Source organism: Brevundimonas sp. FV1ye7S, from assembly GCF_058680995.1.
Map to the genome: position 1 here is coordinate 3,136,156 of NZ_CM178726.1, position 14,039 is coordinate 3,150,194.

General features: G+C 68.3%; 14 protein-coding genes. 8 read left to right on the plus strand and 6 right to left on the minus strand.

The window, feature by feature from the left end:
* Nucleotides 1–87: 87 nt before the first annotated feature.
* Both ACW18C_RS15275 and ACW18C_RS15280 read left to right on the plus strand, forming a co-directional pair.
* Complete coding sequence (locus tag ACW18C_RS15275; protein ID WP_492071798.1) at nucleotides 88–957, plus strand: isoaspartyl peptidase/L-asparaginase family protein; 870 nt, start codon at nucleotides 88–90, stop codon at nucleotides 955–957.
* Nucleotides 958–1,038: 81 nt separating this feature from the next.
* Nucleotides 1,039–3,888, plus strand: a complete 2,850-nt coding sequence (locus ACW18C_RS15280; protein WP_492071799.1) for a M16 family metallopeptidase — start codon at nucleotides 1,039–1,041, stop codon at nucleotides 3,886–3,888.
* A 64-nt stretch (nucleotides 3,889–3,952) separates the two neighbouring features.
* On the opposite strand, the gene ACW18C_RS15285 is transcribed toward ACW18C_RS15280, so the two are convergent.
* Complete coding sequence (locus ACW18C_RS15285; protein WP_008264237.1) at nucleotides 3,953–4,783, minus strand: S1 family peptidase; 831 nt, start codon at nucleotides 4,781–4,783, stop codon at nucleotides 3,953–3,955.
* Nucleotides 4,784–4,798: 15 nt separating this feature from the next.
* Nucleotides 4,799–5,239, minus strand: coding sequence for a DUF350 domain-containing protein (locus ACW18C_RS15290; RefSeq protein ID WP_008263805.1), 441 nt, complete (start codon nucleotides 5,237–5,239; stop codon nucleotides 4,799–4,801).
* Between the two features lie 142 nt (nucleotides 5,240–5,381).
* Here ACW18C_RS15290 and ACW18C_RS15295 point away from each other — a divergent pair, with 142 nt between their 5' ends.
* On the plus strand, nucleotides 5,382–5,852 hold the full coding sequence (locus ACW18C_RS15295) for a hypothetical protein (protein WP_154726335.1): 471 nt from the start codon (nucleotides 5,382–5,384) through the stop codon (nucleotides 5,850–5,852).
* On the opposite strand, the gene rlmN is transcribed toward ACW18C_RS15295, so the two are convergent.
* Nucleotides 5,824–6,984 (minus strand): dual-specificity RNA methyltransferase RlmN, encoded by a 1,161-nt coding sequence (gene rlmN / locus ACW18C_RS15300; RefSeq protein WP_492071800.1) that lies wholly within the window; start codon nucleotides 6,982–6,984, stop codon nucleotides 5,824–5,826. The two genes, ACW18C_RS15295 and rlmN, sit on opposite strands and share 29 nt — an antisense overlap.
* Nucleotides 6,985–7,065: 81 nt before the next feature.
* On the minus strand, nucleotides 7,066–7,365 hold the full coding sequence (locus tag ACW18C_RS15305) for a DUF6356 family protein (RefSeq protein ID WP_492071801.1): 300 nt from the start codon (nucleotides 7,363–7,365) through the stop codon (nucleotides 7,066–7,068).
* A gap of 160 nt (nucleotides 7,366–7,525) precedes the next feature.
* On the opposite strand from ACW18C_RS15305, the gene ACW18C_RS15310 reads away from it, so the two are divergent.
* Together ACW18C_RS15310 and ACW18C_RS15315 are read left to right on the plus strand one after the other, a co-directional pair.
* Complete coding sequence (locus tag ACW18C_RS15310) at nucleotides 7,526–8,884, plus strand: trypsin-like peptidase domain-containing protein (RefSeq protein WP_492071802.1); 1,359 nt, start codon at nucleotides 7,526–7,528, stop codon at nucleotides 8,882–8,884.
* A 346-nt stretch (nucleotides 8,885–9,230) separates the two neighbouring features.
* On the plus strand, nucleotides 9,231–9,566 hold the full coding sequence (locus tag ACW18C_RS15315) for a DUF2794 domain-containing protein (RefSeq protein ID WP_492071804.1): 336 nt from the start codon (nucleotides 9,231–9,233) through the stop codon (nucleotides 9,564–9,566).
* Nucleotides 9,567–9,621: 55 nt separating this feature from the next.
* Here ACW18C_RS15315 and ACW18C_RS15320 read toward each other — a convergent pair whose 3' ends face one another.
* The gene (locus ACW18C_RS15320; protein ID WP_008263679.1) at nucleotides 9,622–10,371 is read right to left on the minus strand and encodes a Bax inhibitor-1/YccA family protein; all 750 of its coding nucleotides are present in this window, start codon (nucleotides 10,369–10,371) and stop codon (nucleotides 9,622–9,624) included.
* Between the two features lie 130 nt (nucleotides 10,372–10,501).
* On the opposite strand from ACW18C_RS15320, the gene thpR reads away from it, so the two are divergent.
* Together thpR and ACW18C_RS15330 are read left to right on the plus strand one after the other, a co-directional pair.
* Entirely contained in the window at nucleotides 10,502–11,041 is a 540-nt protein-coding gene (gene thpR, locus ACW18C_RS15325; RefSeq protein WP_492071806.1) for an RNA 2',3'-cyclic phosphodiesterase, read from the plus strand.
* Nucleotides 11,038–11,613 carry a GNAT family N-acetyltransferase gene (locus tag ACW18C_RS15330; protein WP_492071808.1) on the plus strand — a complete coding sequence of 192 codons (576 nt, stop codon included), beginning with the start codon at nucleotides 11,038–11,040 and terminating at the stop codon, nucleotides 11,611–11,613. Before thpR ends, ACW18C_RS15330 begins: the two co-directional genes overlap by 4 nt.
* A 15-nt stretch (nucleotides 11,614–11,628) precedes the next feature.
* On the opposite strand, the gene ACW18C_RS15335 is transcribed toward ACW18C_RS15330, so the two are convergent.
* On the minus strand, nucleotides 11,629–13,188 hold the full coding sequence (locus ACW18C_RS15335; protein ID WP_447941377.1) for a methyl-accepting chemotaxis protein: 1,560 nt from the start codon (nucleotides 13,186–13,188) through the stop codon (nucleotides 11,629–11,631).
* 263 nt (nucleotides 13,189–13,451) lie between these two features.
* Here ACW18C_RS15335 and ACW18C_RS15340 point away from each other — a divergent pair, with 263 nt between their 5' ends.
* Nucleotides 13,452–13,970, plus strand: coding sequence for a lipocalin family protein (locus tag ACW18C_RS15340; protein ID WP_447941376.1), 519 nt, complete (start codon nucleotides 13,452–13,454; stop codon nucleotides 13,968–13,970).
* Nucleotides 13,971–14,039: the final 69 nt, after the last annotated feature.

Genomic DNA, 14,039 nt, shown 5'->3' on the forward strand with positions numbered 1-14,039 from the left:
AGCCGACATGGCGCGGCCTTCATCCCAACGCTAAAGAGCGCCACGCCCGATTGAAAGAGGCGACAGAAACAGGCTCAGGAAGACGACATGACCGCCCTCATCCTCCACGGCGGCGCCGGCGCCCGGCGCGAACGCAACTATGACGCCGAGGTCGTGCACATGCGTCAGGTGGTCGAGGCCATGAAGGCGCGGCTGGACGCGGGCGACAGCGCCCTGGACGTCGCCGTCGCCGCCGTCGTGATGCTGGAGGATTCCGGCCTCTATGTCGCCGGCAAGGGCGCCTCGCCCAATCTGGCCGGCGCCTATGAGCTGGACGCCAGCCTGATGGACGGATCGACCAAGCGCGCCGGTTCCGTCGCCGCCCTGCAGGGCTTCCGCAACCCCGTCGTCGCCGCCCGCGCGGTCATGGACCGCACGCCCCACGTCATGCTGGTCGGCGAGGGCGCGGCCCTGTTCGCGCACGATCAGGGGCTGGAGCCCATCGCCGACGAGGCCGCCTGGTACACCGGCGCCGGCCAGGGCGAGGACAATCATCCGCCCGGAACCCTCAGCCACGGCACCGTCGGCGCCTGCGTGCTGGACAGCCAAGGCCGTCTCGCCGCCGCCACCTCGACCGCCGGGGTCTTCGGCAAGATGCCGGGCCGCGTCGGCGACACCCCCATCCCCGCCGCCGGAACCTGGGCCGACGGCCACGCCGCGACCTCCTGCACCGGCCAGGGCGAATATTTCATCCGCGTCGCCGCCGCCGCCCAGGTCGCCTGGCGCGTCGCCGCCGGCCAGACCCTGGCCGGCGCCACCAAGGCCGTGATCGACGAGATCGGCGCGATGGGGGGCGACGGCGGAATGATCGCCCTCGACGCCGCCGGAAACATCGCCTGCCCTTTCAACAGCCAGGGCATGAAGCGCGCCTGGCTGACGTCCGCCGGCGATATCGGCGTCGAGGTGTTCGGACGCTGAAGATTACAGCTCTGTAAGGTGCGTTGCGGGCAATCGCTGATACGGTCCAGCCGCCCGGCGTTCCGGGCCTTGGAGAGCCGCATGAAATTCCGCCTGTCCCTTACCGTCGCCGCCTCGGCCCTGCTGCTGGGGCTGGCCGCCCCCGCCTTCGCCGCCCCGGCCCCAGCGCCCGCCGCTGTCCAAGCCGCCCAGGGCGTGGTCGTGCCGCCGCTTGGCTTCGCCAAGCGCGTGCTGCCGAACGGGCTTGAGGTCTATACGGCGCGCGACGCCGACACCTCGAACGTGACGGTCCAGGTCTGGTACAAGGTGGGGTCCAAGGACGATCCGGCCGGCCGCTCGGGCTTCGCCCACCTGTTCGAACACCTGATGTTCAAGGCGACCAAGAACCTGCCGCCCGAGACCTTCGACCGGCTGACCGAGGACGTGGGCGGGTCCAACAACGCCTTCACCGCCGACGACACCACCGCCTACTTCGAGACCGTCCCCGCCAACCACCTGCAGCGGATGCTGTTCGCCGAGGCCGAGCGGATGGGCTCCCTGGTCGTGGACGAGCCGACCTTCGTCGCCGAGCGCGACGTGGTGAAGGAGGAATACCGCCAGCGCATCCTGGCCAATCCCTACGGCCGGCTGTTCGGCCTGTTCGTGCCCGAGACCCTGTATCAGGAGAGCCCCTATCGCCGCGCCGGCATCGGCTCGATCGAAGAGCTCGAGGCCTCGTCCCTCGACGACGTGCTGCGCTTCCACGCCACCTATTACCGGCCCGACAACGCCTATCTGATCGTGGCGGGCAATTTCGACCAGGCCCAGCTGGACCGCTGGATCGACCAGTATTTCGCCCCGCTGAAGAACCCGACCACGCCCCTGCCAGCCAATAATGTCGTCGAGCCCGAGCCGACCGGCCCGCGCGACGCCACCTATTATGCGCCCAACGTGCCCCTGCCCACCGCTGTCGTCGGGTGGCCGACGGTGAAGTACGCCGACGCCGATCGCGCCGCCCTGACCGTGCTGGACGGCATCCTGTCCACCGGCGAGTCGAGCCGACTGTACCGGTCGCTGGTCTATGATCAGCAGATCGCCGCCCAGATCGGCTCGACCCCCGACTTCGCCCAGCAGGCCGGCAATCTGACCGCCCTGGCCATCATGGCCCAGGGCCATACGGCCGAAGAGGGCGTGGCCGCCCTGAACGCCGAGATCGCCAAGCTGCGCGACGCCCCCGTCACCGCCGCCGAACTGACCGAGGCCAAGAACGAGATCGTCGCCGACGCCCTGCGCAGCCGCGAGACGGTGGACGACCGCGCCACGGCGCTCGGTTTCGCCCTGATCAACACCGGCGACGCCGCCGCCGCCGACCGCGAGATCGCCCAGATCCAGGCCGTCACGGTCGCCGACATCCAGCGCGTGGCGCGCAAATATCTGACGCCGCAGCGCCAGGCGACGATCCGCTACCTGGCCGCCGACGAGCAGAACCCGCCCTCGGTTCAGAAGATGAACGTCGACGCCCCGGTCAAGGTCGCCGACCTAGCGCCGGCCGGAACCCCTGCGGTCCTGTTGCCCGAGGCCGAACGCACGCCCCTGCCGCAGCCCGGCGCCGAAGTGGCCCCGGCCACGCCCAGCGTCGCCGACTTCCGTCTGGACAACGGCCTGCGCGTCCTGGTCGCCCCGACCGACGGCCTGCCGCTGGTCTCGGCCCGTCTCAGCTTCGACGCCGGCTCGGCCGACGATCCGGCGGGCAAGGCCGGGATCGCCGCCATGACCGCCGCCCTGCTTACCCAGGGCACCAAGACCAGGTCGGCGCCTGAAATCGCGACCCAGATCGAACAACTGGGCGCCTCGGTCGGCGCCGGCGCCGGCGTGGACTTCACCAATGTCTACGCCAACGCCCCGGCCAACGCCTTCCCGGCGACGGTCGCCCTGATGGCCGATCTGGTGAAGAACCCGGTCTTCGCCGCCGAGGAGCTTGAGCGTCAGCAGGCCCAGGCCCTGGACGGCCTGCGCGTCGCGCTTAGCCAGCCGAGCTCCATCGCGAGCATGACCGTGGGCCGCGTCATCTATGGCGACGCCCCCTATGGCGCGACGCTCACGCCACAGACGGTGCCGGCCATCACCCCCGCCGACGTCGCCGCCTTCCACGCCGCCCGCTATCGGCCGTCGGACGCCACTCTGGTCTTCTCGGGCGACATCACCCCCGCCGCCGCCCGCGCCCTGGCGCAACAGGCGTTCGGCGACTGGCGCCCGGCCGGGACGGCGCCCGCCGGCGCCGCCAATCCCGCAGGTCAGGCTCTTGCCCCGCGCATCGTGGTGGTGAACCAGCCGGGCGCCGGTCAGGCCGCCGTCACCGCCGCCATCCGCGGCGTGTCGCGCACCGACGCCGACTATTTCCCGCTGACGGTGGGCAACACCCTGCTGGGCGGCGGCTTCTCGTCGCGGCTGAACCAGGAAATCCGCATCAAGCGCGGCCTGTCCTACGGCGCCGGATCCTCGCTGGGCGTCCGCGCCGACGCGGGTCTCTTCACCGCCTCAGCCCAGACCAAGAACGAGACCGCCGACGAGGTAGCCGACCTGATCCTGGCCGAGATCGCCAAACTGGGCGCAGAAACCCCGACCCAGACCGACCTGGCCCCGCGCCGGGCCACCCTGATCGGCGGCTTTGGCCGCTCGCTGGAGACGGTCGACGGCCTGGGCGCCCTGGTCGCCAACCTGGCCCTGTACGACCTGCCGATGAGCGATCTGGCCGACTACGCCGGCCGCGTCCGCGCCGTGACGCCAGAACAGGTCCAGGCCGCCTTCGCCGACCACCTGCCGGTCAATCGCGCCAGCCTGGTGATCGTCGGCGACGGTTCGCTGTTCCTCGACGCCCTGCGCGCCAAACACCCGAACCTGGAGGTCATCGAGGCCGGGGACCTGAACCTGAACAGCGGCGCGCTGAAATAAAGGCGGCCATCTAGACCCCGTCATCCTCGGGCTTGTCCCGAGGATGACGGGTTAACGGCCCGCCTCAAACCGACAGACACACCACCTGCGCCACGCGCAGGTCCCGCCGCAGGGCATCCGCCACCCGGCCATAGTTGTCGATGGTCACCGGCTCGCCCAGCGCCACCTCGTCCGCGCGCTGTTCGCCGCGAATGGCGGGAGCAAAGGATTCCGGCGCCGTGGTGTAGATTCGCCCCCGGCGCGGGGCCTCGGCGATAGTGACCCCCAGGACGCGGCCGCGTCCATCCATCACCGGCGCGCCCGACAGACCCGACAGGGTGCCCTCCAGCCCGTCGGTGCGTCCGACCTCGGCCCAGGCCAGGACCGGCTCGTCACGGGCGCCGCGCCCGAACACCTTCAGGGTCTCGCGACCCAGCAGGCGCGAGGTCACCTCGCCGGCCCGCCCTTGAGGGAAGCCGGGATGGAAGGCGCGCTGGCCCTTGCGCAGCGGCGTCTGGGCGGCGACCGGCAGGGCGGGCGGGCCGCCGTCGGTAATGAGCAGCGCCACGTCGGCGCGGGGCGCCAGGCGCACGTCGGCGGCCACAGCCCGGCCGCCGCCGATCACCAGGGCCGGGCGACGACAGCCCTCGACCACATGGCGGGCGGTGATCCAGCGTCCGCGCCCGGCGATGGAAAAGGCGGTGCCGGAGCGGGGCCTGAACGGCGTGTCCGGCGCGTCCAGGGTGACGGCCGCATCGAAGGGGGTGACGGGCCCCAGCAGGGCGCCCTCGATCTCGTCCGGCGGCGGCGGCGCGGGCGGCGCGTCGGCGTTCTCGCGCCGGCCCAGCGACACGGCCAGCAGCACGCCCGCGACCGCGCTGTAGATGGCCCAGTCCGGCAGGCGGGGGAATTGCATGGGTCAGCCCGCCGATCAGCCGGTCAGGGCGGCGGACAGGATCACGGCCGTGGCGAGCTTGGCCCCCACCAGGACCACGGCGGCCGAGACCTCGCCGTCCTTGATCCGCTGCGGCAGGCCGTGCAGCATCAGGTCCACGACCCGGAAGGCCAGCAGTTGCAGCACCAGGGTCGCCACCCCCCAGATGGTGATGTCCCGAACCGAGGTCGAGACCGACAGGGACACCGCCAGCGGAATGGCCAGACCGACCAGAATTCCGGCGAAGGCCACGGCGGCGGCCGGATTGCCCTCGCGGATCAGGGCGATCTCCTTCCACGGCGTCAGCATGGCGTAGATCGCCGCCCCCGCTGCGAGCAGCAGCAGGGTGACGGCCAGGTGCATGACCATGACCGGAAAGCCCGAGGCGAAAGCCTGCACCTCGGCGCTGGACAGAACGTCGGACAGTGATGGGTCCATATCCACACGCCTTGCCCGATTGCCGCCCCAATCCGCAAGCGCGCGGCGGACACAGTGCGTGACATTATGTGTCGGACAGTTGTGCAGGGGCATTGCAGCAGATCGGTTGATCACTCATCCATTCGTGAAATGGAGAGGTCCAATGGCGCCACCCCCGATTCAGCAGGCCATGATGCGTATAGGCGTCATTGTCGCGGCAGCCATACTTGCGGCCTTTGCAGCAAGCTTCGCCTACGTCGTCTTCACAGGTGTCGTTGCGACGGTCGCCGGTCTTAACCAAGGTGTGCCGATGGCGTTCAGCGACGGCTTCATCGCGGTCGTTATCCTTCTGCACCTATCCCCTGTCGTCTTCGGAATTTTCCTTTTGGGAAGCTTCTGTGCCGGCATACCGACCTATTTGATCCTCCGGCGCTTGGGTCAGGCGCGGCTATTGACCCTCGCGGGTGCGGGAGCTTTGCTCTCGGGACTAGCGGCCATGGCGGTCTTTGGCGCGTTGGGGCCCTTGGCGATTCTGCCCTCGCCAGCAGCCGGCGCTGTCGGGGCGCTGATCTTTCGGATCGTCGCGGAGCAAATGCCCTGGCCGCTTACGCCGCCGCCTGCTCCGCCTTCCTGAGCGTGCTCGCCCGCACCTTCTCGCTCTCGGACTTCAGCTGGCCGCAGGCGGCCAGGATGTCACGCCCGCGCGGCGTGCGGATGGGGCTGGCGTAGCCGGCCTTGTTCAGGATGGCGGCGAAACGCTCGATCGTCTTCCAGTCCGAGCATTCGTATTCGACGCCCGGCCAGGGGTTGAACGGGATCAGGTTGATCTTGGCCGGAATGCCTTCGATCAGCTTCAGCAGGGCCCGCGCCTCTTCAGGGCTGTCGTTGACGCCCTTCAGCATGACGTATTCGAACGTCACCCGCCGCGCATTGGACAGGCCCGGATAGGCCCGGATGCCCGCCATCAGCTGGTCCAGCGGATATTTCTTGTTCAGCGGCACCAGGACGTCGCGCAGGGCGTCGTTGGTGGCGTGCAGGCTGATGGCCAGCATGGCCGCCGTGCGCGTGCCCAGGGCGTCGAGCTGCGGCACCACGCCCGAGGTCGAGACCGTGATCCGCCGACGCGACAGGGCGATGCCCTCATTGTCCGAGATGATGTCGATGGCGTCGGCGACATGGTCCAGATTGTAGAGCGGCTCGCCCATGCCCATGAAGACGATGTTGGACAGGCGGCGGTCTTCCTTGGGCGACGGCCATTCCTCCAGGTCGTCACGCGCCACCTGGACCTGGGCCACGATCTCGGCGGCGGTCAGGTTGCGGACCAGCTTCTGGGTGCCGGTGTGGCAGAAGGTGCAGTTCAGGGTGCAGCCGACCTGGCTGGACACGCACAGGGCGCCGGCCCGGCCCACGTCGGGAATATAGACGGTCTCGATCTCGATGCCGGGCGCGGTGCGGATCAGCCATTTGCGGGTGCCGTCCTTCGACACCTGGCGTTCGACGATCTCGGGCCGGGCCAGGGTGAAATGCTCGGCCAGCTTGGCCTGCATGTCCTTGGCCACATTGCTCATGGCCGAAAACTCGGTGACGCCGTAGTGGTGGATCCAGCTCCACACCTGGCTGGCGCGCATCTTGGCCTTTTCGGGCGGACAGACGTTCGCGTCGATCAGCGCCTGGCGCAGGCCCGCGCGCGTCAGACCGGACAGGTTGACGGGGGCCTTCAAAGCGGGCGCGTTCGAGACACGGGAAAGATCGAGCGTGATGCTCAAGGCGGCGATCCTGGATGCGGTTTAGCCGGCCTATATAGCACGAACCCCGGCAATTGCATGGCCGGGCGGTTCCCGACCCGACTAGAGCCCCACGTCCCACACCCCAGCATCGCGCATCCGGGTCAGTTTCGCCTCTTCCGCCCGGCCGCCCACCTCCTGGGCCAAGCCACGAACGGCGGTGGAGACTGTGGTCTTGTGCACGCCGGGAACCAGGGCGTGAGCGAAGGCGGCGCCGGCCAGCCGCAGCAGGCGGAAACCGAAGACGGTCGAGGCGGCCATATGCTGGAGATAGGTCTCGCCGACCTGGCGGGGGTGCTCGCGGAACAGGCGGTCGAACGCCGTGGAGCCCGAACGGGCGCGGTCGATCGTCGTCTGGCTCATGCGGCGGCTCCGGGTGTTCGCGAACGTCAATGGTCACGCGGGAGCGGACGCGACGCAAGCCCTGTTTCGCAAGCGCCGACGCCAGAGGCGCCATCGTACAGGGGCCATCGTCATGCGCGAGAACACGGGCTAGGGTCGGAGTTCGATCAAGGGACTAGACATGACGCTTCGCTCCACGGCCGCCTCGACCCTGGCCGCATCCTCGCTGGCACTGGCGGCCGCCTTGCTGACCTTCGCCGGTCCGCTCCTTGCGCAGTCCGGCCCCAGCACCCTGCCCTATGACGCCCGACGCGGCGTCTTCAGCTTCGCCGCCGGCCTGGAGGGCTCCCTGCCCGCCGTGGTCCAGGTGACGACCCTGGGCCAGTCGCGCGGCCCCAGCTCGGACGCCGACGATCCCAAACCCTACGCCTCGGGCTCGGGCGTCATCGTCGACGCGGCCCAGGGCATATTGATCACCAACAACCACGTGGTCGAGAACGGGCGGAAATTCACCGTCGACCTGACCGACGGCCGCCTGTTCGACGCCGTCCTGGTCGGGGCGGACAAGGCCACCGACATCGCAGTGCTGAAGATCGTGCCGGACGGCCGGCCGCTGAACCTGAAACAGGTCCAGACGGTCGATTCCGACACCCTGCGGACCGGCGACCTGGCCTTTGCGGTCGGATATCCGCTGGGCCTGGACCAGACCCTGACCATGGGGGTCATTTCGGGCCTGAACCGTTCGGGCCTGGGCGACGCCGTCGAGGACTATATCCAGACCGACGCAGCCGTGAACTCTGGCAATTCGGGCGGGCCGCTGCTGGACAGCCGGGGGCGGCTGATCGGGATCAACACCTCGATCCTGTCGGGCGGCATGGGCGGGGGCAATGACGGCATCGCCTTCGCCGTGCCCACGCGGATCATGCTGTATGTCGCCGACCAGCTGCGCGCCCACGGCGAGGTCAAGCGCGGCGAGACCGGGGCCATCTTCGCCTCCCTGACCGCCGAACGCGCCCGCGAGATGCGGCTGGGCATCGTGCGCGGGGCCGTGGTCGCCGACGTGGCCCCAGGCTCGCCGGCCGAACGGGCGGGCCTGCGCGACGACGACATCGTCACCCGCATCCAGGGCCGGCCGGTGGCCAACGCCGGGTCGGTCAACGCCACGGTCGGCGTCGCCGCGCCAGGGTCCAGCCTGAACGTGGTCTATCTGCGCGCCGGGCACGAGGCGACGACCGCCCTGACGGTTGCGACCCCCGTCGAGGGCGCGGTCCATATCGGCGCGGACCGGGTGCTGGCTTACGGCGCCACCCTGCGCGACCTCGATGGCGAGGTTCAGGTCGTCGCTGTCGAGGGCGGCTCGGCGGCGGCCCAGGGCGAACTGATCGCCGGCGACATCATCACTTCAGTCGGGGGCGCCCCGGTCGCAGACGCCCGCGCGGCGGCCGAGGCCCTGCGCGGATCGGCGGGCGCGACCGCAGTCGAGGCGCGCCGCAATGGCGATACGGTGACGGTGAACCTGGAAATCCCTCTTACGGCCTGAGGGCGCGGCCTAAAGGCTTCGGGTCGGGCGCCGACCGTGGCGCATCCGACCCGAGCCTGGCTCCAGAAAGAAACACCCGCCTTGCCTGGGAGGGGGAGGGGATCGGCAAGGCGGGCGCTCGCTTGGAGGAAGCATCGGCCGCCGGAGCCCTTTGTGGAAACATCCAGGGGGCTGGGGGGGGCTGTTCAGGATCCGGACGCTTCCGAACTCCGACGAGCCGATGATCGGTATCTCGCCTTCCAAACGGGCGGGCGAAGGACCGAAACAGGGCCATTTGGTGTCGCGGACGTTTTCTTCCCCGGCGGGCCCCTCTGGCGCCGCTCGCCGGGGCGACTAAGTTCAGACCATGAGCATTACCCCGCACGAGGCCCAGCCCCAATCCGGCACGGTCTTCTTCGAACGGCGCGAGCTGGACCTGATCCTGCGGGTCTATGGCCGCATGGTCGCCCAGGGGGAATGGCGCGACTACGCCATGGTCGGCCACAAGGACTTCGCCGAGTTCGCCGTCTTCCGCCGGTCGGGCGACGCCCCCTTCTACCGCATCGAGAAACGCCCCGCGCTCCAGGCGCGCCAGGGCCAGTGGGCGATCATCGGCGAAGGCGGCCAGATCCTCAAACGCGGCCGCGATCTTGCCCAGGCGCTACGGGTCTTCGATGGGCGGAAGTTCCAGGTGATCGACTGACCCAAAAGAAAGGGCCCCGCGAGGGGCCCTTTCCGCATCCGTCTTGCGACAGGTCTTAGTTCCGGTTGCCGCCCATGAAGGCCAGCAGGAATTGGAACAGGTTCACGAAGTTGATGAACAGGCTCAGGGCGCCGAAGCCCGTGGCCACGCCCATGGCGTTCTGGTCGCCGCCCAGGGCGTAGTAGGTCATCTTCAGACGCTGGGTGTCATAGGCGATCAGACCCGCGAAGATCAGCACGCCCAGGCCCGAGATGATCAGGTACAGGGTCCCCGACTGCATGAACATGTTGACGATCATCGCGACGATCAGGCCGATCACGCCGAAGATCAGGAAGGTGCCCATGGCCGTCAGGTCCTTCTTGGTGGTGTAACCCACCAGGCTCAGACCGCCGAAGGCCGCCGCCGTGACCAGGAAGGTCGAGGCCAGCGAGGCGCCCGTATAGCGCAGGAACAGGACGCCCAGGCCCGCGCCGATGGAGGCCACCACGGCCCAGTACAGCAGGTTCACGCCCTTGGCCGTCGGGTTCTTCATGAAGAACATCGAGCCGAACAGCAGCACCAGCGGCGAGAACTGGACGATCATGCCCAGCATGGTCAGGCCGACGCGGCCGTCCGGCGTCACGCCGAACAGCAGTTGCTGCACCGCCGGCACATTGCCGGTGACATAGGCCAGGGCCGCCGCGACCACGAGGCCCAGAGCCAGCTTGTTGTAGACGCCCAGCATGAAGCCGCGCAGGCCGGCGTCCACCGACATGTCGGCCGTCTGCGGCAGGGGGCGGGCGTAGCCGTTGTTGAAATCGCTCATGGCGACGTGCTTTCTCCGATTGGCCGGAGAGACTTCTCCGATCACAGGGCTCGAATATCGTGAGCCACAGGCTCCACTGCAAGGAAAACCGGACTTGGAGGGCGCGGTTCCTGCCGCTACCTTCGGTCGCATGTTGCGCCTGTTCACCGCCCTGACCCTGCCGCCGGACGTCGAGGAGACGCTGAAACGCCGCCAGTCGGGCCTTCCGGGCGCGCGCTGGCGGCCCCTGGACGCCCTGCACGTCACCCTGGCCTTCTACGGCGAGACGGACGAGCGCCGGGCCGACGACTTGGCCTCCGAACTGGCCCGCGTCGCCGGCGGCCCCTTCGAGATCGTGCTGAAGGGCGTCGGCGCCTTCGGCGACGACCACCGCAGCCACACCCTCTGGGTCGGGATCGAGACGCCCAACGAACGGCTGACCGTGCTGGCGGGCCGCTGCAAGAAGGCCGGCGAACGCGCGGGCCTGACGCTGGAGGCCCGCGACTACCGCCCGCACGTCACCCTGGCCTATCTGAAGCCCCAGACGAACCCGGACCGGATCGGCGCCTGGATGGCGGGCCACAATCTGCTGCACTCGCCCCCGATCCGCATCGACCGTTTCGGCCTCTATTCCAGCGTCCTGACCGGCGACGGCAGCCAGTACGCGCTGGAGCGGGAGTATCTGCTGTGACCTACGCCGTTCCGCCGCACGTAACCCTCGGTCCGACGCTGGAGACGGCGCGGCTGATCCTGCGTCCGCCGGCGGTCGAGGATTTTCCGCGCTGGGCCGAATTCATGGCCGATGAGGAGACCGCCCGTTTCATCGGCGGCGTCCAGCCCCCGCCCCAGGTCTGGCGCACCCTGTGCGCCGTCGCCGGCATGTGGGCCCTGACCGGCGAAGGCATGTTCTCGATTCTTGAAAAGGCGACGGGACTGTGGGTCGGACGGATCGGCCCCCTCCACCCCTATGGCTGGCCGGGCCGCGAGGTGGGCTGGAGCCTGCAGCGCGACGCCACCGGCAAGGGCTATGCGGTCGAGGCCGCAGCGGCGACGATGGACTACGCCTTCGACGTGCTGGGCTGGGACGACGTGATCCATTGTATCGATCCCGACAACCTGCCCTCGGCCCGGGTGGCGACGCGGCTGGGCTCGGTCAATCGCGGACGCGGCCAGTTGCCCGAGCCGATGCAGGATCATGTGATCGACCTGTGGGGTCAGACGCGCGCCGACTGGGCCGTCAATCGGGCGCGCCTGACACGTTGACCGGAGCCTTGAGCGTCAGAACTCTTCCCAGTCCTTGAGCGCTGCGTTGCCTTGGGTTCCGCCGGGCCGAACCAGGGCGACGACCTTGTCGCGCCCGTGGGGAGCGGCGCTGCGCCCCGGCATGGGACGATCGGACCGGATCGGTTCAGGGCGGGCGGCCGCACGGGCCGGTTCGCCGGTCTGGAAGCGTGACACCAGCCGCTCCAGTTCTCCTGCTTCCGCCCTCAGATTCGAGGCGGCGGCGGTGGCCTGTTCCACCATGGCGGCGTTCTGCTGCGTCACCTGGTCCATCTGGTTGACGGCGGTGTTGACCTCATTGAGGCCTGTCGCCTGTTCCTGAGACGATTGAGCGATCTCTGAGACCAGGGTGTCGATGTCGGCGATTTTGGTCACAATGCCGGTCAGGGCCTTGCCGGTGTCGCCGACCAGTTTGACGCCGCGCTCAACCTGGCCCGTGCTGCTGGCGATCAGGGTCTTGATCTCCCGCGCCGCTTCGGCCGAGCGCTGGGCCAGGGCGCGTACCTCCTGGGCGACGACGGCGAAACCGCGGCCGGCGTCCCCGGCCCGCGCCGCCTCGACGCCGGCGTTCAGGGCCAGCAGGTTGGTCTGGAAGGCGATCTCGTCGATCACGCCGATGATGTTGGTGATCTGTCTGGAGCTCTGTTCGATCTCGCCCATGGCGGCGACGGCGTCTTGCATCTCATCACCGGACTTGGCTGCGCCCACCGTGGCGTCGGAGGCGGCGGCGGCGGCCTGTTTGGCCCCATCGGCGCTGCGCTTCACCGTCGCGGTGATCTCATCGAGGGCGGCGGCGGTTTCCTCCAGGCTGGCGGCCTGTTGTTCAGTGCGGCGCGACAGGTCGTCAGAGGCGGCGGCGATCTCATCCGAGCCCGCGCGCAATCCGCTTGTGGACGCTGCAATGGCCGTCATGGCCTCGCGCAAGCTGTCGATGGCGGCGTTGAAATCGTCCTTGATCTGTTGGTAGCGACCATTGAAGGGGACAGAGATTCGCGCTGTGAGGTCGCCCTGGGCCAATCGCTTCAGACTGTCGGCGAGGGCGGAGACCACCGCGCCCTGCTCATCGGCGACCAGCTTGCGCTCCGCTTCGACGATGGCGCGCTCCTCGTCGGCCTTGGCCGTTAGAATCTGGAAATAGTTGAACATGACGACACTGGCGTCGGAGAAGACCGACCGCATCAAACTGAGCATCAATTCGTCGGAGTTCTTCTCGTTCCAGCGCTTTTCCTTCATCAGGCCAGACGCCAGTCCTGCGGCGTAGGCGGCATAGGTCTTGCTGAGATAGGTCGCATAATCCAGGCTGCTGGATATGTTCTCCGTAATGACCGCCTGCTGTTCAAAATATTCGTCAGGAAAATTGCCCCGAGCGATGAACGAGAACTTCTTCTTCTCATTCTCCCAGACATCACGCGGCAAGGCGGTCAGCGACGGATCGATGACCTGGTAGGCGCCGAGCAGAGCCTTTTCCAGATGTTTTCCAGCTCGCTCATGAACAATCTCTCCAATTTCCCGGTCATGTGTATTCCAGGTCGTTATTTGAGTTGTTATATCGGTCACGGCAGCCCCCTGTCTTTTATCAATTACAGTCAGGTATTTTTTCTACTGACTGATCTAATTAGACTGGAGCGTCGCGCCTCAATCACTAACGCGATGTGAATGAGATCGACGTTACACGAGACGCTGAAAAATCAGCCCGTCGCTGTTGTCGCAGAAGTGCGACACTTGGCCGGTTCTGGGCCTCGAACATCGCCAGCGCATCACAGGCAACCAAACGCCGCTGGGCGTCGTATGTCCTGAAAACCGCTCGAGGACGCCATCCGATGCTTCGCGCCAGCCTGTTCGCCGCCGCTTTCACCTTCTTGCCGTTCGCCGCCCTGGCCCAGTCGCGGGCCGTCGATCTGGACCGGTTCGACGGCCGCTGGTTCGAGATCGAGCGCAGCCATAACGACGTCCAGAAGGACTGCAGCCGGGCCCAGATCGACTTCACGCGTCAGGATCGACCCGACCGCTACGGCATCGTCGTCACCTGCACCCGCCGCGCCGACGGGCGCAACGAGGTGTTGCGCGCCAACGCCCGCATCGCCGACACCACGACCAACGCCAAATTCCGCTTCACCCTGCCCGGCCTGCTCAGCTTCGGCGGTCTGGCGGGCCAGAACTACTGGGTCTGGGACCATGATCCGGAATACAGCTGGGCCATCCTGGCCCTGCCGAACAAGTCCGACTGGTGGATCTGGCATCGCGACCAGAGCGTCTCTGCGGCGGAACGCAGCCGCCTGATGGCCCGCGCCCGCGCCCTGGGCCTGGACATGAGCCGGGTGGTCAGCACGGGGCGCTAAGAGGCCCGGATCGACGTCGCAACACGCCGCGCTCGCCCGCCCCCAAGCCTTAAGGCCGTATTATCCCCC

What these genes read in the sequence shown, in the direction of transcription:
- ACW18C_RS15275 (WP_492071798.1), top strand. Translation starts at nt 88, where the DNA reads ATGACCGCCCTCATCCTCCACGGCGGCGCCGGCGCCCGGCGCGAACGC.
- ACW18C_RS15280 (WP_492071799.1), top strand. Translation starts at nt 1,039, where the DNA reads ATGAAATTCCGCCTGTCCCTTACCGTCGCCGCCTCGGCCCTGCTGCTG.
- ACW18C_RS15285 (WP_008264237.1), bottom strand. Translation starts at nt 4,783, where the DNA reads ATGCAATTCCCCCGCCTGCCGGACTGGGCCATCTACAGCGCGGTCGCG.
- ACW18C_RS15290 (WP_008263805.1), bottom strand. Translation starts at nt 5,239, where the DNA reads ATGGACCCATCACTGTCCGACGTTCTGTCCAGCGCCGAGGTGCAGGCT.
- ACW18C_RS15295 (WP_154726335.1), top strand. Translation starts at nt 5,382, where the DNA reads ATGGCGCCACCCCCGATTCAGCAGGCCATGATGCGTATAGGCGTCATT.
- ACW18C_RS15305 (WP_492071801.1), bottom strand. Translation starts at nt 7,365, where the DNA reads ATGAGCCAGACGACGATCGACCGCGCCCGTTCGGGCTCCACGGCGTTC.
- ACW18C_RS15310 (WP_492071802.1), top strand. Translation starts at nt 7,526, where the DNA reads ATGACGCTTCGCTCCACGGCCGCCTCGACCCTGGCCGCATCCTCGCTG.
- ACW18C_RS15315 (WP_492071804.1), top strand. Translation starts at nt 9,231, where the DNA reads ATGAGCATTACCCCGCACGAGGCCCAGCCCCAATCCGGCACGGTCTTC.
- ACW18C_RS15320 (WP_008263679.1), bottom strand. Translation starts at nt 10,371, where the DNA reads ATGAGCGATTTCAACAACGGCTACGCCCGCCCCCTGCCGCAGACGGCC.
- thpR (WP_492071806.1), top strand. Translation starts at nt 10,502, where the DNA reads ATGTTGCGCCTGTTCACCGCCCTGACCCTGCCGCCGGACGTCGAGGAG.
- ACW18C_RS15340 (WP_447941376.1), top strand. Translation starts at nt 13,452, where the DNA reads ATGCTTCGCGCCAGCCTGTTCGCCGCCGCTTTCACCTTCTTGCCGTTC.